The following is a 25,604-nucleotide window of genomic DNA, read 5'->3' as shown; positions in this document are numbered from 1 at the left end:
CCCACATTCAGGTGCGCTGAATGTGGGGCTTTTATTTTTAACCTCAATAAATATCGTTATTGCAAAGTATTGCTCAGCCTTTTCAGCTCTATTTCTGCTGCTTTGGCCGCGTAATTCAGATTGATCAGGCGGTAGCCCGCGTCTTCGAAACTTCTTTGCGCTTCTCTTACATCAATAATAGTAGCCTGGATCAGCTCGAAGCGCTGCAAAGTAAGGTCGAGCAGCTGCTTGCTGAGCGCGTAGTTTTGTTTTTGATTTTCGAGTTGCTGAAGTGAGCTCAGGTAAGTTTGGTACATTTTGACAATACCTGCGTTATAGTCTCTTACCAGAACGTTTTTCTGGATTTTCGCGGTTGAAGTATTGATCTCCGCAGCCTGTTTTTGTCTTTTAAAAGAGGAGCCATTGTATATTGGGACAGATAGTGTGATCCCGGCATTTGGTCCGAGTGAGCGGTTTAGAAGTGTGAAGCCCGCGGCAGTCTGATTGCGGGAATAGTTGTAGGCTGTATTTAGACGCACAGTGGGGTAGCGCAGGGCAGCGGTTTCCCGCACGATCAGCTCATTGATGCGGATCTGGTGATCGGCCGCTTTCAGGTCGGCATTTTGCGAGAGGCGATCAAGGATAGTATCCAGATTTAAATGCTGGTCGACCGTAATGGTGTCGCTGATCGTGACCGCGGATTTTGTATCCAAAGTTAATATCCGCAGTAACTCTGTCTTAGCAACCTGGGCAATCATCTGCTGATCCAGCAAAGTTTGGTTGAGCGTATTTAGGTCGATCTGCGCCTGGAAAATATCCGCATTATTTGCCATACCCGCCTCTTTTCTTACCTTCAAAATTTCCAGCCGCTTTTCAGAAGCCTGAATGGAGGCACGCAGGGTATTCAGATAGCTAAGCTGACGCACCACATCGAAATAGCTTGTCATGACCAGGGCAATGGTATTCTGGATTTGCGAGTTGAGCAGTTCCTGGCTCTGATACTGCAGTTCGGCCAGGCGTTTTTTGGTGGAAACCACCCTTTTGCCATTGTAAAGCAGCAAACCGACCGACAGACTGGCCTGGGTATTGTTACCGGCAGCCGCGCTGCGGTTGATTTCAGTACCGTTGTTCAATTTCTGGTTTACCTCGGTAATTTGTTCGGTATTCGAAGCGTTTGCAGCGACTACCGGCAGCCCGCCTGCAACTCCGTAATTATTCAGTACGGTATTTACTTCGACATTGTTTTTTGCAATCTCAATCTCATAACTATTTTTCAATGCAGTAGCGATTGCAGCATCCAGAGTAAGTGATAGCGTGTCAGTTACCTGGTAACAAAATGCATTGCTCCCGCATAACAGGAAATAAATCAGAAGGTACCTTTTGTTCTTAAAAATGGTGAGCGGGTTCATGCAAAAACAATGTGGATTATATTAAAAAATGGATAAGATGGGAAAGAGCTAGACTGCCAGCTCTTCAGCCATTTTTTCTTCTTCCGTCTTTTTGTGTTTTTTGGGTGAGATGAATGTATAGACAGCCGGTATCACAAATAGCGTCAGAATCAGCGAGAACATTAATCCACCCACAATTACGACTCCCAAAGGAATACGACTCGTAGCAGCCGCACCCAGGCTCAATGCGATCGGTAAAGCACCGAATGCAGTGGCAAGGCTGGTCATTAATATCGGGCGCAAACGCTGCGTAGCTGATTCTACCGCGGCAGCCATTCTTTCCATTCCCTGTTCCCGTTTCTGGTTTGCAAACTCTACGATCAGGATACCGTTTTTCGTGACCAGGCCGATAAGCATGATCATACCGATCTGAGAGAAAATATTGATTGTGAGTCCGAACAAATAGAGGCTGAGCAACGCACCAGCAAGTGCAAGCGGAACCGTGATCATAATAATAAACGGATCGGTAAAGCTCTCGAACTGGCCAGCTAACACCAGATAAACCAGCAATAGCGCCAGCCCAAAAGCGAAACTGGTATTGGACGAACTTTCTTCGAAATCGCGGGAAGGCCCGATCAACGACGTCTGAAAAGATTCGTCCAGCAATTTGTTTCCAATCCTTCGCATAGCAGCCACGCCATCTCCGATCGTTTTCCCCTCTACCAACGAAGCTGATACAGTCGCGCTTTTGTAACGATTGTAGTGATAAATGGTTGGCGGGCCGCTTTCTTCCTGCATTTTCACCACAGCCGTCAGGGGAATATTTTCTCCCCGGTTGTTTCTTACATACAGTTTTGAAATGTCTGCCGGTCTGTCCCTTTCCGATTTTTCAACCTGCCCGATCACCTGGTATTGCTGCCCGTTCATAATGAAATACGCCAAACGCCTGCCACTGAATGCAGATTGAATGGTTGCTGCAACATCGGTTGTGGAAAGGCCAAGGTCACGCGCTTTTAGCCGGTCAATGGTTAATCTGATTTCAGGCTTATTGAATTTAAGGTTCACATCGACGTTCTGAAATGTAGGATCTTGTCTTGCCTCTTCCAGGAATTTCGGCAAAATGTCATATAGCTTCTCAAAATCAAGGTTTTGAAGCACGAATTGTACTGGTAATGAGCCTCTCGAACCAATACCTACTGAAATAGTCTGTTCCTGGGTAGCAAAGATCCGCGCGTCATTGAACCTCGAAAGCTTCTTGTTAATTTCCTGGGCTATTTCATTCTGGCTTTTTACCCGCTCTCCCGACGGAACCAACCCTAGACGGCCGGTAGCACTGTTCATACCTCCGCCGCCGAAACCTGGTGTTGCAGAGAATGTAAATGATTTTTCGGGAATAGAATCGTTCAGGAAGTTGCCCAGCTCATCCGATATCTGCTGCATCTGGTCGAAACTTGTCCCCTCAGGCGAGGAGAGATTGAAGCGAATGCTATTCCGGTCTTCCATCGGTGCGAGCTCACTTTGGAGGTTGGAATACGTGAACCAGATCATTACCCCGCAAATTGCTACAAGAACCCAGGCCATCCATCTCACTTTCATGAATCCTTTCAGGCTGCGGTTGTAGCCATTTTCCATTCCTTCGAAAAACGGTTCTGTTTTGTTGTAAAACCAACCGTGACCCGAGTCTTTTCTATTCAGAAATACGTTAAGTACCGGTGTTATTGTCAGGGATACGAATGCGGAAATCAATACTGCCGAGGCTACTACGATACCGAATTCCCGGAAAAGGCTTCCAACAAAACCTTCCAGAAATATCACGGGGAGGAATACCACTGCGAGTGTGAGGGACGTAGAAATAACCGCGAAGAAAATCTCACGGCTCCCTTCCAATGCAGCCTGCCTGATTGGAAGCCCGCTTTCCAGCTTTCGGAAAATATTTTCAGTAACTACGATACCATCATCCACTACGAGCCCGGTTGCCAGTACAATGCCCAGTAGGGTCAGGATATTGATCGAAAAGCCAAACAGGTACATGACGAAAAATGTCGCTACCAGGGATATCGGAATATCGATCAAAGGCCGTACGGCGACGAGGAAATTGCGGAAGAAGAAAAGAATTACAATTACTACCAGTGCAAACGCGATGAAAAGCGTTTCTTCCACTTCTTCGATAGACTGGCGCACCAACCGTGTATTGTCGATCAGGACACTGAATGTAATGTCCGATTTATTGGATTTTTGAATTTCGGCAAGCCGTTTGTTGAACTCGTCGGAAATCTGGACGTAATTGGCTCCGGGTTGCGGAATAACCGCCAGTCCGACTGCATATACACCATTGTATTTCCAGCTCTGCTCCTCGTTTTCCGGGCCGATTTCTACTTTCGCAACATTGCCCAGTCTGACAAGTCCAGAACTGTCATTCCTGATTACAAGGTCGGTAAAATCTTTTTCGCTGGTAAGCCGGCCCATTGTGCGGATTGTCAGTTCGGTATTGTTCCCGTAAATTTTCCCCGCAGGAAGTTCTACGTTTTCTGAAGCAAGCGTCGCGGAAATGTCATTGAAAGAAATATTATACGCGCTCATTTTATCCGGATTTAACCAGATACGCATGGCTGTTCTTTTTTGCCCGAAAATATTGATAGCACTTACTCCGTCAATGGTTTGCAAGCTTTGTTGGAGTACGTTCTCCGCATAATCGCTCAATTCCAGTAATCCCTTCGACGGGCTTTGCACTGCCAGCAACAATATAAAGTCGCTGTTCGCATCGGCTTTGCTAACCACCGGCGGGGCATCAATATCCTGGGGCAGGTTGCGCTGGGCCTGGCTTACCTTGTCACGGACATCGTTTGCAGCGCCTTCGAGATCAGCCTCGAGGTTAAATTCGACCGTAATGTTACTGGACCCGATCTGACTGGAAGAACTGATACTTTTGATCCCGGGAATACCATTAATGCTCTTTTCGAGCGGCTCGGTAATCTGGCTTTCTATGATATCAGCGTTTGCGCCGGTGTAGCTCGTCCTGACATTGACGATAGGAGGATCAATGGCGGGATAGTCGCGCAGGGAAAGAAAATTGTAACCCACTATCCCAAAAAGGATGATCAGCAGGTTCATGACAACCGCAAGAACGGGTCGTTTTAAGGATAATTCCGAGATATTCATAAAGTGGGGTTCGGATGAATAGTCAATGTAACCGCTACCTGGCTGTAACTTTCAGGTTTCTTACGCTTCTCACTTTCACAGGAGCATCGGGACGGGCGAACAAAACGCCCGAAACAACCACCGTGTCGCCAACATTTAACCCGCTGGTGACCTCCACAACATCTGCAAGGCGATCGCCGGTTTCTACGGTCACAAAAACAGCCTTCCCACCTTTTACGGTAACGGCCTTTTTACCCTGAGCTTCCGGAATAATACTATTGGTGGGAATCAGGATGCTGCTTTTATTGGAATTAGTCTTCAAATATACCTTGGCGAAGGAGCCAGGACTTGTGTCGCCCGAGTTAAGAACGGCCCGCACGGTGATGTTCCGGGTAGTTTGATTTACCTGCGGTTCGGTGGCGATAATGCGGGCAGTGGTAAGGTTTTTACTATTCTGATCGAGCAAAACTTCGACGTTCTGGCCTCTGGTTACATATTTCTGATAGGTTTCTGGAACAGTAAAGTCAATGCGCATATTAGAGAGCTGCTGCATGGTTGCAATAATGCTGGTAGGGGATACATAGGAGCCGGCACTTACTTTACGCAAACCGATTACACCGGTAAAGGGTGCGCGTACAATGGTTTTGTCGATCAGGGCCTGGGTGTAAACCATATCCGCCTTAAAGGTATTGACCTGATTAGCAGCGAGATCGTAATCTGCCTGGTTGATACCGTTGATGGCGACCAGTTGTTTCAGTCGCTTCTCAGTGGTTTCTGCAAGCTGCAGCTGGATCTTAATTTTGTCTAGCTGGGCTACCAGGTCCGCATTATTAATCCTGGCTATGACTGTTCCTTTTTGAACTACCTTACCTTCGGGAACATCAAGAAATGTAAGCAGGCCGCTGACCTCCGGGCGCAGTTCGGCAAATTCATTCGCTACCACAGTTCCGTTCACTTCCACCTTATCACTGATTTTTTCTGATTTTGCGATGATGACATCGACCGTAACAGGTCCGCCGCCGCCTTTCTGCTGAAACGTATCTTTTTTTTCGCTGCAGGAAAGCAGCAGGATAAGTGTACCCGTAACAGTTAATAGAGAGAAGGGATTGATTCGAAAGCTGCCTGAGAGCTCAGACTTTTTGTTAGAATTCATAATTTGGTAAAAATCCGGACTTGATGGTTTAGGAATTATGCGGATCTGTATATGATATGCTTTGGGAGCACTTTCAAAATTATATATTAAATCTCAAACCGATTAGACTTTTTTATATTATGAAAGTTTAATTATTAAAAATATTTTTTATAAACTTTTTTCTATCACTTTCAGCAGTGTATCACATTTAAGCTCGGTTTCCTCCCATTCTTCTTCCGGAATAGAATCTTCCGTAATACCCGCCCCGGCAAAAAAAGTGGCCTTACCATCTTTGAACCGAACTGTGCGCAGGTTTACATATAAACTTGTAGACTCGCCGATCTGAGCAGGCCCGACAAAGCCGCTGTAAAATGAGCGGTCATAACCCTCGATATTTAGTAAAAATTGAAGGCTGGGCTCCTTGGGTACACCGCAAACCGCCGAAGTGGGATGCAGCAATTTCAACATGACAGAGCCAAGCTCGGGAAAGTTAACAGAAGCTGTATCAACTTCGAAGTCAGTTCTGAGGTGGTACAAGTTTCCGGCGAGAACTGTTTTGGGGCCGGTTTCGGTATATTCCCGCAGTCTGATTTTTTTAAAACATTCAACAATGTAGCGGCTCACCAGCGCATGCTCCTCAATCTCTTTTTCTCCCCAGCGAATATCATATCGGGGGATCAGTTCGCCTGAGGCCGTCAAGGCACTTTGTGTACCTGCTAACGACATGGTTTTGAAAATACCCTGGGCATTCTGCCCGATCAGCAGCTCCGGACTTGCGCCAAGCCACATTTCATTCAGCTCCGGCAGGTTGACCAGCGAGACAAATGCGTGGGGGTACAATTTGGAAAGTTGGCAAAACGCCTTTGCCGGCTGAAAATCCTCCGAAAACTGTAGATCTTTGGTTCTTGACAAGACTACTTTCTTGAACTGATTCTGCCGGATCGCCGAAACAGCAAGCTCGACTGTCCGCTGGAATCTGAGTTTGGCATCGATATTCCCAGGGTCGGTAAGGACAAGCGAATTCCCTTCGGAGCTCACTTCTGGTTTTTCCGTACCGGTTTTCTCGGCTAGCTCAACGAGTCTTCTTACTTCCGTGTGTTCTTCGCCAACGGTATTAATTACTTCTTTAAGTTGTGAATCTGTACTGAATGTCAGAATGATATCGCCTTCAAGAAAAAGTACGTCCTCGTTGTCCTTCCAATGAAAAGTGCTGACAATAAAGCCCGGAGAAAGTTTTTCAAGTTCCGGCTGACATCTGGTGATCTGCTCACGAAGTGAAATGAGCAGTTTGATTTCGCTGGTATGAGGAAGCCGCCAGAGCGCGGAAGGGAAACCGAGTTGTTTGGCCGCGCTCCAAATCTGCTGAATCTGCAAACCTTCAAATACTGATAGTGAGGTGCTGGTTTCTAATGAGAGCATTTATGATAATAACTATAAATCGTGTTAGGTTTATTGTTATGCAAATTAATGTCAGCGGTTTGCATTCACAATAGCTACTGTGAGCCTGCTGATACATACGAGTTTGTCAAGGTCATTGGTAATCCGGATATCCCAGATATGCGTTGTTCTGCCAAGATGAATTGGGCTGACAGTTCCGTAAACAAAACCTTCTTTGACCGGCCGCAAATGATTTGCATTGATTTCGAGCCCCACCGCATGTCGCTCGTCGGAGTCAGGCAGGGACAGGTAGGACGCAATACTGCCCAAAGTTTCAGCCAGTACGACCGACGCTCCGCCATGCAAAATGCCGAATGGCTGGTGGGTTCGCTTGTCCACGGGCATTTTCGCTTTAACGTAGTCTGTGCCGATTTCGGTGAATTCAATTCCAAGGTGATCGGCGATTGTGTTCTTACTTAGCGATTTAAGTTGTCCGATTGAAGCTGTTTTAGCGAACATATCTAAAAAATGTATAAATTTGTTAGTGCTTTGCAGTGTAAAAACAAGGTATTTGCAAAATTAATATTTAAATAATCCTATTACGTTGAAAAGAAAATCTATCTATCTGATTCGCCACGGTGAAACGGATTTCAATCGCAGGGGAGTTGTTCAGGGCAGTGGAGTTGATTCCTCGCTTAACGAATGGGGCGAAGCTCAGGCCGCTGCGTTTTTCAATGCTTATCAACATGTACCTTTTGATAAAATATATACCTCTGATCTAAGGCGAACACACCAAACAGTTCGCGGGTTCATCAAGCTTGGCATCCCGCATGAAAGTTACTCAGGGCTTAACGAAATTTCCTGGGGAGCACGAGAGGGACGGGAGCCTAATACCGGCGACAACAATTATTATCGCGAACTCGTCACTGCCTGGCGCAACGGGCAGACTGAACTTGCAGCCGAAGAAGGAGAGAGCCCGGTTGAAGTGAGGGAAAGACAGATTCCAGTAATAGAAACCATCCTTTCGCGCCCGCACGAGAGAAATATTCTCATTGCAATGCACGGGCGGGCCATGCGAGTGCTGCTGACTACACTTTTCAGGCAGCCGCTGGTTAAGATGGATGATTACGAGCACAGCAATCTTTGTCTCTACAAAATCAATTACTCATACGATCTTCAAAAATTCGAGCTCGAAGTGTCAAACGACATCACCCACCTGCTTTCTCTCGAAATCCCGCAAACCTTGTAAAAGCCGCTTGTGTAGATTCGTTTCCTTTGATGTATTTGTGCGGAAAGGATAATTCCGTGTAAATACATTTGTAATTTTCGGAACCAATCAACTCAGCAAAATTCCATGTCCAAAAAACGTACCTATTGGACTCTTCAGATTCTGGGCTGGACATTACTAATTATGTTCGAGTACGTCCCCTATGTGCTGGAATATGGTTTTAAGATAGGGGAATTTTACACAGCACTTGCCAATATCTTGCTGGGGATCGTGTTAACCCACGTTTACAGGCTGGTAATCCGAAAATGGAACTGGTCTTCGTTGCCACTTCCCAGGCTGGCGCTTCGGGTAATCGGTTCGGTTCTTTGGCTTGGGCTGATCATGGCGATGATCAATCAGCCCATGGACCGGGAAATGCTGGAAGATAATCTGCTAAACCAGCCGCTCGTATTCTGGAGTTACTATACCAACTGGTGCAAGAATCTGCTCGCCTGGATATTGTCTTATACCGTTTACCATTATGTTGAACAAACCAGGCTCGCAGGTTACGAGAAGATTATGCTGAAAATGTCAATGCGGGAAGCAGAGGCGAAGGTTTTAAGGTCTCAGCTTAACCCTCATTTTACCTTCAATGCATTGAATAGCATCCGGGCACTGGTATTTGAAGATCCGGCAAAAGCACAGGTTAGCATCACTCAGCTTTCGAATATTTTGAGGAATTCACTGCTGGCGGACAGAAGGAAAACTGTCGACTTGCAGGAAGAATTGAGAACTGTGGAAGATTATCTTGAACTCGAAAAGGTGCGTTACGAAGACCGGCTCAGGTACAGCATCACCGCCGATCCGCAAACCATTTACTGGCAGGTACCGCCCATGATGCTGCAGACTTTGGTGGAAAATGGCATCAAACATGGTGTTTCCAAAGTAATGGGTGGTGGATTTATCGATGTAAAAGCGGAAATTGCCAACGAATTGCTTGTCATACATATTATCAATTCCGGAAACCTTGGTACTACGGAGTCAGGAGGAGTTGGCTTAAAAAATACAGCTGAGCGGCTCTCAATCCTGTATGGAAAGGGTGCTACTTTCAGAATTTATCAGCAAAGTGAAAATATAGTGTGCTCGGAAGTGAAAATCCCCATGCTTTCGGAAGGGGTTTTGATGGCGGGGCAGGAGTCGGGAGCAGGCAATTAATTCATTGTAATTTATTTTTATTTCCGGGCTGAAATCCGGGGCAATTGACTGACAATATTCTAATCCTTGGGTTCAAGCCCGGGGCAATTGACATTATTTAACTTACCTTTTTTGTTTCCTAACTGATCTGCCATGAGAACTCTTATTGTTGACGACGAACGCCTTGCCAGAAATGAATTGAAACGATTGCTGGAGCCTTACACCAAAATCGAGATCATTGGCGAGGCTGCTAATGCGGAAGAGGCGCTGGTTTTGATTGACGAGTTACAGCCTGAGCTGCTTTTTCTGGATATTCAGATGCCGGGAAAAAATGGATTTGAGCTTTTGTCTTCTATTGAAGGCAAAACTCCGGAAGTGATTTTTACGACTGCCTATGACGAGTATGCAATTAAGGCGTTCGAATACAATGCATTAGATTACCTCCTCAAACCAATAGACAACGAGCGGCTTAAAGAGACGATTCACAGAATTGAGGAGAATCAGGCTCAGCCCGAAGCACCGGTACAAGCGAATGAAAGAGCTGAAAAGGTTTTAGGTGGAAATGATCAGGTTTTTGTGAAGGACGGTGAGAAATGCTGGTTCGTCAAACTGGGCAAGATCAGGCTCTTTGAATCTATGGGCAATTACGTACGCCTGCATTTTGATGATCAGAAGCCGCTCGTACTGAAATCCCTGAACAATCTGGAAGAAAGGCTTGATCCGAACACTTATTTCCGGGCCAACCGCAAGCATATTATCAATTTAGGTTGGATCGAAAAAATTGAACCCTGGTTTAGCGGCGGCTTACTGGTAACACTTCAGGGTGGAGACAAGATTGAAATTTCGCGCCGCCAGGCGATCCGATTCAAAGAACTGATGAGCCTTTAACTTAATGAAAAAGGAAGTTTTGTACATGCAAATCCGGAATTTGATAATAATGCTCGTGACGATTGCTATCTATAGTTGCAATCCGGCTGCGAAAAATGACAACCAGGAAGAAGCCAATACGCTTGTCAAAGGGAAGGTCATCAAGGCAGCTTTTGGTCAATGCGATACACTAGGAAACGGGAAGGGCGCGACTGTGCGGGTAGAAATTTGGGAGCCGACGGATTCCGGTAAGGTCGCTGGTACGATGAGAAGCATTCTTGACGAGAAGCTGATCAGCCGGGTCAACCAGCATGGAGACTCAGCCAGCATATCAAAAACCCCCGCTGCTCTCAAAAGTATTGGCGGGGCTTTTGCTGTCTTCGAAAAGAACTACAATGATTTCAAAAAGGATTTTCCTGATGCTCCGGGTTGCTGGGAAGTGGAATTAAAGGGGGATACAGTAATGGCAACTCCAAAGGTGCTCTTTTATCAACTCGATCACTACGCATTTACAGGCGGTGCGCACCCTAATACATTCCGGTCTTTTCACGCATTCAGTGCAGCCGATGGTAAGGAAATCGAGATGCAGGATTTCGTAGCTGATTCTTCTGCTCTTTTAAAATTGGTCGAGCAGCATTTCAGGAAGACAGAGAAGCTTTCCGCAGATGCGGATCTTGAAGAAGCCGGCTATTTTCTCCTAAATCACCGCTTCGCATTGCCGGTAAATTATGTCTTTACACAGCAAGGTGTTTTGTTTTATTATAATCCTTATGAAATCGCGGCATACGCGCGTGGTGTTATTAAATTTACAATTCCTTATCAGGAACTGGGAGATATCGTCAGAAAGTCGGAAGTCTTCTAGCCTACATTTCACCCGAATCTTTGAAGCTGTAAAAGCCGGAATCTGTAAAGATCATGTGGTCCAAAACCGGCACATCCAATATTCTCCCTGCCTCTTTGATCTGCATGGTTAGTATCTTGTCGTAGCGACTGGGAACGAGCTGACCGGACGGATGATTATGCACGAGAATAATACTACTGGCCAAATTTTCTACGGCGAGCTTAAAAACCAGCTTAATATCTACGCTGGTCCCTGAAACACCGCCTGCGCTGATCAGTACTGCGCGAACAACTTCGTTTGCACGGTTCAACAGAAGGATCCAAAATTCTTCATTGGGCTTGTCGAGCAGGTATTGCCGCATTTCCTGATAAACCGCCTCAGAACTGTCGATCTTCCTTTTGGCAACTGGCCTGATGTCGCTTCGTCGCCGTCCCAGTTCAAGCGCCGCGACAATCGAAATGGCCTTCGCTTTTCCAATTCCCTTATATTTCATGAAATCTTTGTAATTCAGCTTGGCAAGCTCATTGATATTTCCGACGCTCGCCATGATCACTTTGGCGAGATCAAGTGCTGACATATCCGGCGTGCCCGCTCTGATAAGAATGGCCAGAAGTTCTGCATCGGAAACCGATGTCCTTCCTTTCAGCATTATTTTTTCCCTCGGCCGATCTTCTTCTGCCCAGCTTTTGATCTTCCTGGGGTTCTCTGGTTTTGTATTTTCGGGCATTATGTTTTGTGACTGAATCCAGCTATTAGACGCGGATACCCCCGAAAAGTCACGAATTATTCTCCTAAATCTGTAAGTGCAGCTCTGGCCTTGTTGTCAATACTGTTTTTGTATTCATGTTTCTTGAAGCGCATCGCCTTTTTGAAGTATCCGATAGACGTCTGCTTTTGGTTTTTTTCCAGATAAATGTAAGCTAGGTGCAGTGCAGAGGAAGCTCCAAATCCCGGGCTTGTATCCTTGGTTAGTTGAAGACAACGTTCATAATGCTGTATTGCAGATGTCGTCTGTCCCGATTTCTGAAGTATTCTTGCTTTTCTGTAATTAAATTCCGCCTTTTCGGGGACGGTTTCGAATGTACTCTCAGAAATGTTTTTCAATGCTGCTGATGCTTCTTCCAGATAACCTCCGTCGAAGGCATACCTTGCTTTGTAAAGTATTTTTTGTTTGATCCCTATTTGTCCGGCCAGGTATTCCCTGCCAATTCTATCGGCTAGTTGGTCTGCTTCTATAATTGTTTCCCCCGCGCCACTGATTTTTTTTGCAAATGCCGTGGCTTCTGAGTCTCTTCCCGCAAGCCAGTGGCACATAAAAAGTTTAAAATAGCTATCCTTCACATAATTGAAGCCGTGATATTGTTTTTGAAAAAGTGAATACTCGCGCGCTGCGTTCATGTATTGCCCTTTTTGAAGTTCAATTTCTCCTTTCAGGTACTGCAGAAAAGGAAAATCGACGTATGCGTCCCCTCTGGGCGCGTTATGGAGGAATGTTAGTGCCTGCTCACTCTGGCCTTCCTTCATTAAAACGGTAGTTGCAAAAAAATGCAGAAGCAAATTATCAGGTTGCTCGTCAGGCCATTGCCGTATTCTTTTTTGCTGGTCCGGTGTCAGTTTCAATGTGTAGGCGTGAATCAGCAGGTCGATCAGCTCCGCTTCCTGTCGAAAAAATGGCTCCTCTTTTTGAACCAGTCTTAATTCATTGATACCATTTTGGATACTGCCCTTCAGACCAATAATTTTTGCCACCCAGGCGTAATTGTCAGGAATAGAACCTATTAAAATGTGCAGCAAGCCGAGTGATTTTAGTGTCGGGATAAAGTCTGGAAATTTTTTCCTGTTTTCCTCGAGCAGCTTGTATGCTTTAATTATTTCCCAGGAACCACTTACCTGATCGCCATATTTAAGTTTTGCAAAAGCCCAGTGCAGCCTGATTTCGGCGAGAAGGAATCTCTTATAGGGCGAATGATCCGACATTTTTCCTACAATATTCAGCCGTAAGCTTTCCTGGGCCGACATTGATTTGTACGCCACTTTGTCCTCGGCGATAAGCAGGTAATGCAGATCGGCATAATTGTCAAGATAAGGTATAAAAGCATTCGCAGGTTTATCCTTCCGCTCCGCTTCGATCAGTTTGCGGGCAGCGGGAAGCCGAAGCTTTTGTATTTCGAAATATGCTTTTTGTAATCTGGGAGTGAAGTCAATATCAGCCGTCAGGTCATCGGCCAGCGCATCAGCAGTGCAAAATGTCAGCAGGAAAAAGTATGTCCGAAGCAGCACTTTGTATCTCGCCGTCAGCTTTTTGAAAACTCTAAACATACGCAGGGCATAAAAAAAGGCTGCCCATGTAAGACAACCTTTTCTTGTTTTAATATCGAAATTTAGCGACGTTGATGCACCGGTTCAACGCTTTCTACGTCCGCAAGAATACGTCCGCAATGCTCACAAACGATTAATTTTTTACGCTCACGGATATCTGCCTGGCGTTGTGGTGGAACGATGCTGAAACAACCCCCACAAGCTCCTCTGGATACGTGTACAACTGCCAGTCCGTTCATGGAATTATCGCGAATCTTCTGATAAGATTTCAACAAACGATCCTCAATTTTTTTAATGTGTTTTTCACGTTCTGCGATCAGCCCTTTCTCTTCTGCCTCACTCTCACTTGTAATCACTGAAAGCTCGCCTTTTTTCGCCTTTAAATCCTCGTTCCTTTCATTCAGAACAGATTCCGCACGGTTAGCATCCTCTTCGATCAACCGGATACGGGCTCTGGCTTCATTGATTTTCTTGTCAGCCAGCTGCATATCCAGCTCCTGAAGTTCTATTTCTTTTGTAATGGCATCGTACTCGCGGTTATTGCGGACGTTCATTTGCTGATCCTTGTATTTCTTGATCAGCTTTTCGCCATCTTTTTGTGCATTTTTGAAATTGTCGATCTCAGTATTCAGATTCGCAATTTCACTTTTAAATTTCCCCAAACGGGTTTCGAAACCGATAATCTCATCTTCCAGGTCCCTTACCTCTTCGGGTAGGTCACCCCGTGTTTTAAGTATTTCGTCAAGGCTTGAATCAATTTCCTGAAGTTTCAGGAGAGCATCTAATTTTTGAGCGATTGTGTTTTCCATGTATGTCTTTTATGGACTTGTTTCAATGCGTAATAAGTGAAGGCAGTCAGCTGAGGGTGTTCAATGAGATCAGACAGTAAATTGGAGAAATTGCTTTCTAGACAAAATATCTGACCGGATTGGTATTGACTTCCGACAAACAGAGTGCAAAATTACTAAATTTTCCTGACAAATATTTATATAGTAGATTTTTAGTAAAGACTTCACTCTCATAATGGCCAATATCGCAGATCATGATCTGACCCTCAGCATCGAAAAATTCGTGGTATTTGTAGTCAGAAGTGACAAATACATCTGCGCCTGCCCGTATCGCGTCTTTTAACAGGAAACTCCCGGCTCCACCGCAAACGGCTACTTTCTTTACTGTTTCAGCCGGTTCCGTATGTTTTATTATCTTCAAATGCATTTTGCTTCGAAGTTGGGTAAGGAATTCGTTAACTGGAATTTCAACTTCCAGGTCGCCCACTGCGCCTGCGCCTACTTCCTGATTTTCATTTTCAAGCGCTGTGAGGTAATAGGCTATCTCTTCATAAGGATGTGTTTGACGAAGTACTGATATGATCTTTGATTGCAGGTAGGACGGAAACATCACTTCTGCCCGATGTTCAGCTACTTCTTCCTGAGCGCCTTTTTGACCGATCACCGGGTTCGCGTCCTGATTGGGCATAAAAGATCCCGTTCCCTTGGTGCGAAAGCTGCAATTTTCATATTGCCCGATTCGTCCGGCTCCTGCCGCGAAAAGTGCGACAAGGATTTCCTGCGTGTTTGCAACCGGCGAGAAAAAGGTCAGTTTGGTTAAAACCTGCGGTTTCGGGGATAATACGCGCACATTAATCAGACCCAGCATCTCGGCGATTTGCCAGTTGACGCCTTGCGGTACATGATCCAGATTAGTATGTGTCGCATAAATCGCAATGTCATTTTTTATAGCTTTGATTACGGTTCTTTCTACATAATTATTTCCATTCAGCTTTTTCAATCCCTTGAAAACAATAGGGTGGTGGGCAACGATGAGGTTACAGTTTCTTTCAATCGCTTCCTCGACAACCTGTTCCGTCACGTCAAGTGTAACTAAAACGCCGGTGACTGGTAAATGGGGAGAACCCACCAGTAAACCTGCATTGTCGTATCCTTCCTGGTAGGCGAGTGGAGCCAGGTATTCGAGCTCCCGAATTATTTCTTTTATAAAAGTCATTATAAGTGCAGCTACAACTATTTCATTTTCAGAATTTTCCTTTCTCAGGCTATTCTTTTTACAAATAAAATAACTAAATTGAAGTCTCAGCTATTGTTATGGTAAATAATAATAGTAGTTTTGCACCACGTTTTCAGTGAATGTGCTGAGAATTTACCTTGGTTTGGTAGTTCAGTTGGTTAGAATACATGCCTGTCACGCATGGGGTCGCGGGTTCGAGTCCCGTCCAGACCGCAAAAAAAGCTCAGAGAGATCTGGGCTTTTTTCTTTTTTGTTCAGCCTGTGGACCATGTCTTCGCGGGATCGAGTCCCGCCGGAGGCCGTACCCCCAGACCGCAACAAAGCTCAGAGAGTTCTTGGCTTTGTTCGTTCAAGGCGATCCCGGTAGACAATTTGATTTAAAGTATAAAACCGGCTCCACGCGAAGACCGGTTTTTGAAATAGCAATACACTAATAGATACTCTAAAAGCCCGGATTTTGCGTCATGTTTGGATTTCCTTCCATTTCTCTAGCAGGAATAGGCCATAGGTAATCCTTGGGTTTGAATGTTCGCGTTTCAACATTAACGGGCTTTTTTGTTCTCGGGTCAATGGCACCTTCGACTACGCCATTCATGACTTTTTCCGCTATTTTCCACCGACGGATATCAAATAGCCGGCTGCCTTCGAACGCCAGCTCAACACGTCTTTCACGCTGATAAAGCTCCCGCATTTTGGCTTCGTTGTTATAAACTTTAATATCTACATTGGGCATTTTAGCCCTGTTACGGATCATATTCAGATATTTGATTACGTCAGGGCTATTCCATTGTCCGCTTTCGACCAATGCCTCCACATACATCAAAAGCAGGTCGCCATATCGGTACACCATATAATCCAGAGAGCCGCGGCCTCTGCCTTTATCAGACATATCCACGTATTTCCGCAACCAAAAACCTGTTTTGGAAGAATAGTTCGCAGCCAGCCTGTTCGGGTTGTTCGGTGAATCATCCCAGGGGTCCAGCTCGCCGTAAAAAGTAGAGCCGGGATAGGCGATAGTCAGTTCCATTCTTGGGTCGCGGTTAGACCGGAAATTCGGGTTCAGTTTGTAAATCGCCGCACTGTCGGGAGAAAGCTCTGCTAGTGTTTTGCCTTGTTTGGTTTCGTAGGTATTGACCAGCGAGCCTGTCGGGTTGAGGCATGCATTGCCGCCCAGGTACCCCGGCGCACTTCTGTAAAAAGTATCATCATTACCCAGCTGCCTGATAAAGATCCGCTCTTCGTTGACCTGCCCTTCGTAATTGAACAGTGTCGCATAGCTCGGGTGAAGTTTATATAAATTCAGATCGATCACCTGTTTGGCGGCTTTGGCTGCTTCTGCATATTGATGGTTGTTCAAAAGCGCAACCGTCTTCATGGTGTAGCAAGCACCTTTTGAAATCCGTTTGATATCATTAACGGCATACACAGCTGGAAGATCTGCAGAGGCGGCGTCCAGTTCAGCAATAACAAAGTCGATGATTTCCTGTTTTGTGTTCTTGATCAGGTCTGTCTCCGTAGGTAATACAACGGTCGTGACATTTGGGATCTCGCCGTAGTAGAGCATTAAGTCCAAATGAAACCAAGCGCGCAAAGCGCGGGCTTCGGCAAAATATCGCTTTTTGAGATTAGGCTCGATTAAGGCCTTTCCGGCATGCTCCAGAAAGCGGTTGGCGCGCCTGATTGCAGTATAGTTTTCCTGCCAAACGGGCTGGATAGCAGCCCATTCCGTTGCCCGCATTTGTGAATTGGAATTGCCGAGCGCGATGGTATTTACCTCTCCAAAAAAATTGGCATACCAAACCGCATTGTCCGTCATCCCTTCAAATGTAATACGGGTATTGTTCTGATATCGGAAACCGCCGCTCGGTACCTGATCGTACAGGATATTAAGGGCTGTATTGATCTCTCCTTCTGTGTTCCAAAAGCTCTCATCCGTGGTTGCGGTAGGGTGGTCTTTGGTCAGAAATTCCTCTGCGCAGGAGGTTAGAAAGAACGTACTTATTGCTAATAAAATGATCTTCTTCATGGTTGTAGATTTAGAATTTGACGTTCAGCCCTGCTGTGAAAACCTTATTCATTGGATAGTTAGCTTCACTTCCGCGCGTTTCCGGATCAAAATATTTCATCTTGCTCAACGTGATCGCATTTTGCGCATTTACAAAAATCCGGAGATTGGTCAGCCTGATCTTTTTCACGAGTTCGGGATTGAAATTGTATCCAAGTTGAATGTATTTTACTCTTAGAAATGCCGCATTGGTGAGCCAGTAATCGGATGGTAATGCATTATTTCCTGGCGAAGGAGCAAGTCTCGGGAACATCGCATCCGGATTTTCAGGGGTCCAGTAATCGGTTTGGTACTGCATTGGCGTTCCCCCGTCGAAATTGGAAGTTACATTGAGTACAGTCTGATAGCGGCCGGTATAGTAGGCTAAGCTTTTGGTGAAACCGGTAACCTGTGTTTCCAGGCTAAATCTTTTGTACGCAAAATTCAAATTCGCGAAGTAGCTTCCCTGCGGGTTGGGGTTACCCATAATCTCTTTGTCATCTTTATCAATATTTCCATCTCCATTAAGGTCAATATACTTGATGTCGCCAATCTGCTGTCCCGGCAGTAATGGAATACCGCTATCCATATCTGATTGCGTCAGTAAGCCGCCGGTTCTATGCAGATAATAGCTTTTGATCGGGTAATTCACTTCATTAATTTCCAGGCCGTTTCCGCCAATGTAGGGCCCGCCGCGAAGCGCTATGATCTTATTGTCGTAGTAAGAGTATCCGACACTGGCACTCATTTCCAGATCCTTGTTGAGCATTTTGGAGTAGTTCATCATGAATTCCCAGCCTTTATTTGATACCGAGCCGGCATTGATGGGAAGCGTACCCACACCTGATGAAAGTGATAATGGCGGTGTAAGCAGGATATTATCGGTTCTTTTGCTAAACCAGTCGATTGTGATGCCCAGGTTTTCAAACAATCTGATATCGGTACCGATGTCCAGCATTTTGACAGTTTCCCAGGTGATTTCCGGATTTCCAATCGAATTTTCAACGCCGTTTCCACCATTGATCAGACTTTGATAACGGTACAGTTCCGCGATGTCGTCATTTCTGCCATTATTCCCCATCAGCCCGTAAGAGGCTCTCAATTTGAAACTGGTCAGGAACTTAGCGTCTTTTAAAAAGTTTTCGTTGTGAACATTCCAGCCCAAAGCTACCGACGGAAATGTTCCCCATTTGTGATTCGGACCGAATTTCGAAGAGCCGTCGGTTCTTACTGTACTTTCCAACAGATACTTATTGTCAAAAACGTAGTTAAACTTTAGGAAATAGGATGCAAGGTTGGCCTGATCGAAATTGGAGATGTAATTCGCTTCCCGTGACAGTCCTCCAATCGCATAGATAAAATGCTTGCCATAAGTTTGGGAAAATTCAAGGTTGGAGGCGAGATAGTTGTAAGTGCTTCTGCCTATGTTTTGACCTTTTGAATTGCTGTAAGTAAATACCAGATTGCCTGTATAGTAGTCCAGAAAGTTATAAGAGTCGCGGTTATCAATAAATCCATTTGAATTAACCCGGTACAAATACTGTCCCCTCAGTTTAAGCTCAGGCGTAATTTGCCAGGTAGGTTGGAAATTGATATTGATCTGATCCTCCTTATTTTGGGCAAAGCCGCCTCGTTCCAGCTCTGCGATCGGGTTCATCATTTCCCCGAAGTTCCCGTACGCCTGATAACCATTGTCGGTCAAAGGATATTTCGGGACGATATTAGGGGGTGTTGTATATACCAAATGCAGCGAGTTGCCGAATCTGACCAGCTCCGATCTTTTTCTAACCCTGTTTGCGACCAGATCCAGCAGCATGGAGACATTTTTTGTCAGGGTAACTCCCGTATTCGCCCGGAAAGAAAATCTTTCATAATCCCTTTTAGGAGTTAACCCGTCCTGAAACAGATAGTTGCCGCTTACAGCAAACCGCGCTAACTCGTTACCGCCCGAAATACTCACGGAATGGTTATGGATCGCAGCATTTTTATTAAGAATCAGTTTAGACCAGTTCGTGTTTGGATAGGAGATCGGATCGCTGCCTTCCCTGGTTTTTTCAATCGCCTCGCCGCTGTAAGGTGCGAGCCCGCCGATGTTTGAATATGCCTCATTAACCATTTCCATGTATTTCGGGGCATCGACAAATTTCGGTAGGTAAGTTGCATTTTGAACACCGGCGTATCCGTCATAGGTAACTGACAATTTCCCGGGAATACCTCTTTTGGTAGTGACAAGAATAACTCCGTTAGCTGCCCTGGCACCATAAATGGAAGCTGCGGCAGCATCTTTGAGAACAGTAATGCTTTCTACAGTGGTAGGGTCCACGGAATTAATATCAAACGGAACGCCGTCCACCAGTACCAGAGGGGAGGAGTTGCCTATCGTTGAAATACCCCGGATCAATATGTTAGAGCGGTCTTCGCCTGCCATCCCGCTACCCTGAGTGACTGTCAAGCCTGTAACCCCGCCTTGCAGCGCCTGTGAGAGTTGCGTGATCGGTTTATTCGCCACTGCTGCTTTCACGTCCAGTTTCCCGATTGCATTGGCCAGATTTCGTGCTTTCTGTTCCGAATAACCTGTTACAACCACTTCGTTCAATGCTGTATTTTTCTCTTTCAGGGAAACCACCATATTTTTCGTGCTTAGAACAGGCAGTTCCTTGGGTTCAAGGCCAATGAAGCTAAAAACGAGCGTATCGCCCAGATTCGCCTGGATTTCGAAATTTCCGTTGGGGTCTGTCGTTACGCCGCGATCTGTTTTCTTTACTTGAACCGTAACGCCTGGCAAAGCCACCGGCGGCTCGCTTCCGTCAAAGACTTGTCCCTTTAAAGTGAGGGTGTCGGCCAGGAGTGCAAATGTCTTTGTTTCTGATGTTTCAAGATGGTTTGCTCTTGCGGTGCCGGTTATTAGCAAAGTGACAAAGCAAAATGTAACGAGGAAAGCGCCCGGCTTCGCACCGGGCGAACTGATTAGTCGCTGTTTCTTCATATTTTTGAATGGGGATTAGGCTTGTTTTAGCAGTGAGATAATCCTTTTGTTCTGCTCCATGTAGGTTTACCAGACCTGGAATCGGAGCACTTTTTCGGATCGGCGATGTTACCAGCATCGTCGATTTTTTTTGTTTCAGAGGTCATATCATAGGCGTGTTTCTTCGATAGGTTACTAGATTAAATTCGATAAATATGCTACGATGAGTATTCGGTTAGCAAATAGTACCCATGATCCTGACAAAAAATTTTGCATTTTTTTGCTAGTTTTTGTCATTATACTGGCTGAGTAATGTTGGGTGCCTGCAATCCGGGTATAAAAATACCTATTCAGATTCGAGGTGGAGCTGAGCTGAGCAACAAGTAATTCAGGGAAGTGGATTTGATCCGCAGTGGTCGTAGCGGAAGGAGAGAATGGAGCTGAAATTTACACGGGCTCAAGACCAAAACTTGTGGAGCAACTTGGATTAAGCATATAATTGAGTAAGGCGATACAGGAAGAACTCAACGTTTCTTACCCCTCTGAACTGTGCTCTGAACGCTTTGATTTTCGCGTTGAAGGATTCGGCAGATGCGTTAGTGCTGCGGTTATCAAAGTAATTAACGATTGTCTTATAGTGGTTTTCAATCGAGCGGGCTACGGTATTGAATGACTTGAAGCCAGATTGCCGGACCTTTTCATGCCATTTGGCTAATCTGGTCAACCCATATATTTTTTCCGTTGTAGTCGTGAAGATGTTACTGAGCCCTATCGTTAGCTCGTACGCTTTTTTCAAATCGGGGAAGCGTTCAAAAAGAAGCAGGGCGCGTTCTTTTTGGCTGTCTGTCCAGGTATTGGGCTTTTTGTATAGCGCGTACCTGCTTCGAGCCAGTAGCTGTTTAATGGTGTCGCCATTAGATAATATCTCTGGATGATATTCATTCTGAGACATTTTAGCCTGCTCAATAGCATCGCTTTCCTGATCCAGGACTTCCCAGCGATGTTTGATCCGGATATCTTGGAGGGCATCAACTGCGAGTCTTTGAACATGGAAACGGTCAGTCACTCGCACCGCCCGTGGAAAGCATCGCTTGGCAATCAAGGACATACTGCCCGCCATGTCCAGGGTGATTTCTGACACTTTCTTCCGCAGTGGTTCCGGGATTTTGCGAAGTACTTCAATCACTGCTTCTGCCTTAGTTCCAGCCACTATTGCTACAATGCTGCCACGGCCACCTTTGGCAGATTTATTGGTAAGGATTGTATACAATTCGCCGTGCGAAAGACTGGTTTCGTCGATCGATAGATGAGATCCTAGGTTTTCGGGATACAAGAGCCATTTTTTTGCATGACCTCTTTGCTTCCAATCTTTAAATCCACTCTGAAAATCACGATACTGCCGTAGCAAAGCCCTACCATCAACGCCATAGAAACGACCAATGCTCCAAATATCATTAGCCCTCGTATCCACCAATTTCTTTTAAAAAATCCGCGAATTCAATAGTCATTCGCGTGCCTTCTGCTACTTCTGTCCAGTCTCTATGGACAACTTTGCCAGTCTTGGTATTGAGCCACCTACGACGTTTAATATGAAGGAATACCTTGTGGCCCCGAATTGGGAAATCCTGCAGGGTAATGGTGGGGAAATAACCTTTGGAGAGCAAGTCTGCCTTTATTGGATCAGCTTCTGGATAATTTTTCTCTTCCAAATAGACGTGATAACGTTCCTCTGACTTCTCTACATGGGTCAGTAAGTAATTCTCAATTATAAAATCCGGTAAGATTAACTCGATAAGCGGCAGGAAACTCTCCAAAACAAACTGGTTTGATTAAAAACACAAACCTAGATAAATCCTATCCGCTCCACAAGTTTTTGATTTGATCCACGCATCTTTATTAAATCCAACTAGTCGTTAGCGACTAAATGGAATAAAAAAAGCCACTCACAAATAAGTTGTGAGTGGCTTTTTATCAAGTGGAGAATAACGGATTCGAACCGTCGACCTCTTGCATGCCATGCAAGCGCTCTAGCCAACTGAGCTAATCCCCCGTTTCAAAGAAGATCCCCTTTCGAGGAGTGCAAAGATGAAACGGAGATTTCTTATAAACAAGCCGGACAGAAATTTTATCGCAGAATGCCTTTCAATACTTTATCTCCTGCCGCCGCCAAATACTCTCGAGAGTAGCCAGATTACAACTGCAATGACAGCAACCACCAGGATTACGCCCGACCATACGCCAGTTTTAAAAATACCGCCGACCACTTCACAGCTGATAAGGGAAAAAGATAAAAGGAAAACAATCAGGTAACTCAGGTAGGCTTTCATAAAAGGACTGTTTAGGTTGAAAATTTAAGTAAAGACTTAAAAAATCATTCCAACCATGCCCCGGTTGTTATTGGTAAAAGTCAATCGGGATCAGCTTCTGCCTGTCATTGATCAGCAGCTTCTCAAACAGCCTGACCGTCGCCTCGGCATCACCATGCGCCCTGTGGCGATTCTCTATACCGATTTCCAGGCTCTGACACAGATTTCCCAGTGAATATGACTTCAGACCCGGAAATATCTTTCTGCTTAGCTGGACAGTACAAAGGAGGTCGCGCTGAAAATACTCATCAAATGCGCCGAATTCCCTTTTTATAAAACCATAATCGAATCTCACATTGTGCGCTACAAACCAGGCATCTTTCGTAACAGCCCGGACCGCATCCTGAACGTCGTAGAATGTGGGTGAATCCTTCACCATCTCGTTATCGATCCCGGTCAGTCTTGTGATAAATGGAGGAATATAAATTTCCGGATTGATAAGTGAGTGAAAAAAATCAACCACCCTCAGGCCATCATGCCTGAAAACTGCAATCTCCGTAATCCTCGAAGCGCCTCCTCCTCCGGTAGTTTCTATATCAACGATTGCGTACATGAATATTCTGAAAAGATCGCATCCGCATTTACGCAATCCCTTTCCTGATAATATGGATTTTGATATTACAAAAAAACAAAAAAATCCTCACCGAAGCGAGGATTTTCTGAATAGCAGAAGGCAATTTACGTAATACCTGTGACCTATCAGTTGATTTGGAAAGCGATCGGCAGTGTAAATTTAACACGCACCGGATTGCCTGCCTGACGGCCCGGTGTCCAGTTCTGCATCATTTTCACAACCCTGACAGCTTCTTCATCACACCCAAAGCCAATTCCCTTCAACGCAGTAACATCTTCAATTTTTCCATCAGACCCAACAGTGAACTGTACAAATACTTTCCCTTGAATTCCCGCCCTTGCGGCAGGAGCAGGATATCTTAAATTCTTTTGCAGAAAAGCAGCCATCGCCTTGGTACCACCACTATACTCCGGCGCTTGCTCAACATGCAAAAAGATGCTTTCCTCTCTCGTTTTCACATCCGCAGCCGCAGTTTTGGCGGTCCCGAATGCTGCCGCAGGAGGAACAATGATTTCCAGGTCTTCAATACCTTCCAGGGTTTTGGCTGCCGGGGCTGCGTGTTCCAGCTCTTCCAAAACCGGAGGAAGGTTTTCCATTTCAACGTGTTCATCCTGCATCACCACAGGTGGTAGTGAGCGCACAGTTTTGGTTGCAACGGGGGGCTCCACCTTTTCGGGTATAGGCCTCGGGAGCTCTCGCATAATATCAATCGGCTTTGCTTCAACCACATAAGCAATATCACCAGGTTTAGATGGTGGCACCAGGCGTGCGTACAGATCCGGGAAAAACACAATCATCCCAAATAAAGTCACTCCAATCAAAACCGACTTCTGAATAGTCTGTTTGTACGATTTCCTTAAATCATACGCACCGTAAAGCTTGTTCCTACCCTCAAATACAATGTCATTCAGAGATTTTTCCATGGCTAACAGATTTTTATGGTCCGCACTCAAGTTGAGCAATGCCTGGTTGTCCGCAGTTTCAACCATGTTGTGATAGATCTGCTCAAACGGTTTCCCGTCCCACAGACACTCCTCAGCCTCGCAAGCCAAATGATCAAGAATCTCCGGTAGCAATTCCGGACTTAGCTTGTTTGACTTTAAATATGATTTTATTAAATCAATCCGATCTTCTTGAAGGCGTTTCATAGAACAATCTGTTTAGATTTTAGCCATGTAACAAATTTATTCGGTTGCTAGATTTTTGGGAGCGAGTAACAATCTGACTGCATCAATAAAACGTTCAAGATCATTGGTCTTATTGCGAGCAGCCTCGTTTCCGGGACTGGTCAGTGAGTAATATTTTCTAAGACGTCCATCAACCTCCACCGACTCGGTAATCAGCAATCCTTCCTGTTCCAATTTATGCAAAACAGGGTAAAGGGCCCCGAATGTCAACGCGATAGCGCCTCCAGTCCTTTCCTTTACTTCCTGGGTTATTTCATATCCATACATCCGATTGTGTTCCGCCAGCAAATTCAGCACTATGGTTTTAAGGGTGCCCCGGACATATTCGTTACTTGTTGTGTTATTATCCATGAGTTAAAATTTGATTAAGCGAATATATATAAGTTTTTTATATATACAATACAAAAGTAGAATAACTTTTTTTCGAAGTCAACAGATATGTGATATTTAACTTTCGGTCAATGGGATTGACCTGTTAATCCTTTCTTCGAGCGAGATAAAAGTCTCTGTACGCTGAATTCCGTTTACTTTTTGAATTTTGTCGTGCAATATTTCACGGAGGTGTCCGGTATCGCGGCACACGATTTTCAGGAAAATGCTGTAAATGCCAGTTGTATAGTGGATGTTCACTACTTCGGGAATCCCTTCCAGTTCCGTGGCAACCTGTTCATATAGTGAGCTTTTATCCAGATAAATCCCAAGGAATGCACTGATGTCCCAGCCCAGTTTTGCCGGATCGATAACGAGCTGCGAACCTTTAACAATGCCCATCTGCTCCAACTTTTTCATGCGCACATGCACGGTGCCTCCAGAGACGAAAACCCGCTTGCCGATCTCCGTGTACGGCAACGCTGCATTTTCAATCAGCAGGGAAAGGATACGTAAATCAGTGCTGTCAATATCTGAATATTTCTGCATCTTGGTATGAAAGTTTGAATTTTTCGCAATCTTACCAACCAATTTATGAGATTATTGTAAATTTTGACAATTTTTAATGAAAA

22 protein-coding genes and 2 tRNA genes are annotated in these 25,604 nt (G+C 45.2%); 5 read left to right on the top strand and 19 right to left on the bottom strand.

Annotated elements, in window-relative coordinates:
* Nucleotides 1-56 precede the first annotated feature (56 nt).
* The 5 genes from FXO21_RS03750 to FXO21_RS03730 all read right to left on the bottom strand — a co-directional run bounded on the left by FXO21_RS03750 (nt 57) and on the right by FXO21_RS03730 (nt 7,533).
* A complete protein-coding gene (locus tag FXO21_RS03750) occupies nt 57-1,388 on the bottom strand; it encodes a TolC family protein (protein WP_149638837.1) in 1,332 nt (443 codons plus the stop codon).
* A 48-nt stretch (nt 1,389-1,436) separates the two neighbouring features.
* Complete coding sequence (locus tag FXO21_RS03745) at nt 1,437-4,526, bottom strand: efflux RND transporter permease subunit (RefSeq protein WP_149638836.1); 3,090 nt, start codon at nt 4,524-4,526, stop codon at nt 1,437-1,439.
* A gap of 34 nt (nt 4,527-4,560) precedes the next feature.
* Entirely contained in the window at nt 4,561-5,658 is a 1,098-nt protein-coding gene (locus FXO21_RS03740; protein WP_149638835.1) for an efflux RND transporter periplasmic adaptor subunit, read from the bottom strand.
* 147 nt (nt 5,659-5,805) lie between these two features.
* A complete protein-coding gene (locus tag FXO21_RS03735; RefSeq protein WP_149638834.1) occupies nt 5,806-7,056 on the bottom strand; it encodes a chorismate-binding protein in 1,251 nt (416 codons plus the stop codon).
* A gap of 51 nt (nt 7,057-7,107) precedes the next feature.
* Complete coding sequence (locus tag FXO21_RS03730; RefSeq protein ID WP_149638833.1) at nt 7,108-7,533, bottom strand: hotdog fold thioesterase; 426 nt, start codon at nt 7,531-7,533, stop codon at nt 7,108-7,110.
* A gap of 85 nt (nt 7,534-7,618) precedes the next feature.
* Between FXO21_RS03730 and FXO21_RS03725 the strand changes: the two genes are divergently transcribed.
* From FXO21_RS03725 to FXO21_RS03710, 4 genes are all read left to right on the top strand, one after another.
* Nucleotides 7,619-8,263 carry a histidine phosphatase family protein gene (locus FXO21_RS03725; RefSeq protein WP_149638832.1) on the top strand — a complete coding sequence of 215 codons (645 nt, stop codon included), beginning with the start codon at nt 7,619-7,621 and terminating at the stop codon, nt 8,261-8,263.
* 105 nt (nt 8,264-8,368) lie between these two features.
* Nucleotides 8,369-9,436: a sensor histidine kinase gene (locus FXO21_RS03720; protein WP_149638831.1), complete on the top strand. Its 1,068-nt coding sequence runs from the start codon at nt 8,369-8,371 to the stop codon at nt 9,434-9,436.
* A gap of 132 nt (nt 9,437-9,568) precedes the next feature.
* A complete protein-coding gene (locus tag FXO21_RS03715) occupies nt 9,569-10,303 on the top strand; it encodes a LytR/AlgR family response regulator transcription factor (protein ID WP_149638830.1) in 735 nt (244 codons plus the stop codon).
* 4 nt (nt 10,304-10,307) lie between these two features.
* The gene (locus FXO21_RS03710) at nt 10,308-11,144 is read left to right on the top strand and encodes a DUF3298 and DUF4163 domain-containing protein (RefSeq protein ID WP_225865557.1); all 837 of its coding nucleotides are present in this window, start codon (nt 10,308-10,310) and stop codon (nt 11,142-11,144) included.
* A gap of 1 nt (nt 11,145) precedes the next feature.
* Here the strand turns inward: FXO21_RS03710 and radC are convergent, their stop codons facing one another.
* From radC to FXO21_RS03690, 4 genes are all read right to left on the bottom strand, one after another.
* Nucleotides 11,146-11,850 carry a RadC family protein gene (gene radC, locus FXO21_RS03705; protein ID WP_149638829.1) on the bottom strand — a complete coding sequence of 235 codons (705 nt, stop codon included), beginning with the start codon at nt 11,848-11,850 and terminating at the stop codon, nt 11,146-11,148.
* A 56-nt stretch (nt 11,851-11,906) separates the two neighbouring features.
* Nucleotides 11,907-13,442 carry a tetratricopeptide repeat protein gene (locus FXO21_RS03700; protein WP_225865556.1) on the bottom strand — a complete coding sequence of 512 codons (1,536 nt, stop codon included), beginning with the start codon at nt 13,440-13,442 and terminating at the stop codon, nt 11,907-11,909.
* A gap of 62 nt (nt 13,443-13,504) precedes the next feature.
* Nucleotides 13,505-14,251: a zinc ribbon domain-containing protein gene (locus FXO21_RS03695; protein WP_149638828.1), complete on the bottom strand. Its 747-nt coding sequence runs from the start codon at nt 14,249-14,251 to the stop codon at nt 13,505-13,507.
* Nucleotides 14,252-14,348: 97 nt separating this feature from the next.
* Nucleotides 14,349-15,446 carry a Nif3-like dinuclear metal center hexameric protein gene (locus FXO21_RS03690; protein ID WP_149638827.1) on the bottom strand — a complete coding sequence of 366 codons (1,098 nt, stop codon included), beginning with the start codon at nt 15,444-15,446 and terminating at the stop codon, nt 14,349-14,351.
* A 160-nt stretch (nt 15,447-15,606) separates the two neighbouring features.
* On the opposite strand from FXO21_RS03690, the gene FXO21_RS03685 reads away from it, so the two are divergent.
* Nucleotides 15,607-15,680, top strand: a tRNA-Asp gene (locus tag FXO21_RS03685).
* Nucleotides 15,681-15,909: 229 nt separating this feature from the next.
* On the opposite strand, the gene FXO21_RS03680 is transcribed toward FXO21_RS03685, so the two are convergent.
* The 10 genes from FXO21_RS03680 to FXO21_RS03640 all read right to left on the bottom strand — a co-directional run bounded on the left by FXO21_RS03680 (nt 15,910) and on the right by FXO21_RS03640 (nt 25,521).
* Nucleotides 15,910-17,493, bottom strand: a complete 1,584-nt coding sequence (locus tag FXO21_RS03680; RefSeq protein ID WP_149638826.1) for a RagB/SusD family nutrient uptake outer membrane protein — start codon at nt 17,491-17,493, stop codon at nt 15,910-15,912.
* A gap of 10 nt (nt 17,494-17,503) precedes the next feature.
* The gene (locus tag FXO21_RS03675) at nt 17,504-20,497 is read right to left on the bottom strand and encodes a SusC/RagA family TonB-linked outer membrane protein (protein WP_149638825.1); all 2,994 of its coding nucleotides are present in this window, start codon (nt 20,495-20,497) and stop codon (nt 17,504-17,506) included.
* A gap of 466 nt (nt 20,498-20,963) precedes the next feature.
* A complete protein-coding gene (locus tag FXO21_RS03670; RefSeq protein WP_225865555.1) occupies nt 20,964-21,947 on the bottom strand; it encodes an ISAon1 family transposase in 984 nt (327 codons plus the stop codon).
* On the bottom strand, nt 21,931-22,290 hold the full coding sequence (locus FXO21_RS03665) for an ISAon1 family transposase N-terminal region protein (RefSeq protein ID WP_149638820.1): 360 nt from the start codon (nt 22,288-22,290) through the stop codon (nt 21,931-21,933). The genes FXO21_RS03670 and FXO21_RS03665 overlap by 17 nt, the downstream gene beginning before the upstream one ends.
* 162 nt (nt 22,291-22,452) lie before the next feature.
* A tRNA-Ala gene (locus tag FXO21_RS03660) sits at nt 22,453-22,526 on the bottom strand.
* Between the two features lie 100 nt (nt 22,527-22,626).
* Nucleotides 22,627-22,803 (bottom strand): hypothetical protein, encoded by a 177-nt coding sequence (locus tag FXO21_RS28695; RefSeq protein WP_192579162.1) that lies wholly within the window; start codon nt 22,801-22,803, stop codon nt 22,627-22,629.
* 67 nt (nt 22,804-22,870) lie between these two features.
* Nucleotides 22,871-23,395, bottom strand: a complete 525-nt coding sequence (locus FXO21_RS03655; RefSeq protein ID WP_149638824.1) for a 3'-5' exonuclease — start codon at nt 23,393-23,395, stop codon at nt 22,871-22,873.
* Between the two features lie 146 nt (nt 23,396-23,541).
* Nucleotides 23,542-24,564 carry an energy transducer TonB gene (locus tag FXO21_RS03650; protein WP_149638823.1) on the bottom strand — a complete coding sequence of 341 codons (1,023 nt, stop codon included), beginning with the start codon at nt 24,562-24,564 and terminating at the stop codon, nt 23,542-23,544.
* 36 nt (nt 24,565-24,600) lie between these two features.
* Entirely contained in the window at nt 24,601-24,954 is a 354-nt protein-coding gene (locus FXO21_RS03645; RefSeq protein WP_149638822.1) for a PadR family transcriptional regulator, read from the bottom strand.
* 96 nt (nt 24,955-25,050) lie between these two features.
* Nucleotides 25,051-25,521, bottom strand: a complete 471-nt coding sequence (locus FXO21_RS03640; RefSeq protein ID WP_149638821.1) for an Lrp/AsnC ligand binding domain-containing protein — start codon at nt 25,519-25,521, stop codon at nt 25,051-25,053.
* Between the last annotated feature and the right edge of the window lie 83 nt (nt 25,522-25,604).

This window comes from Dyadobacter sp. UC 10, from assembly GCF_008369915.1.
Classification (GTDB): Bacteria; Bacteroidota; Bacteroidia; order Cytophagales; family Spirosomataceae; genus Dyadobacter.
This window is presented reverse-complemented; position numbering and strand designations above follow the sequence as displayed.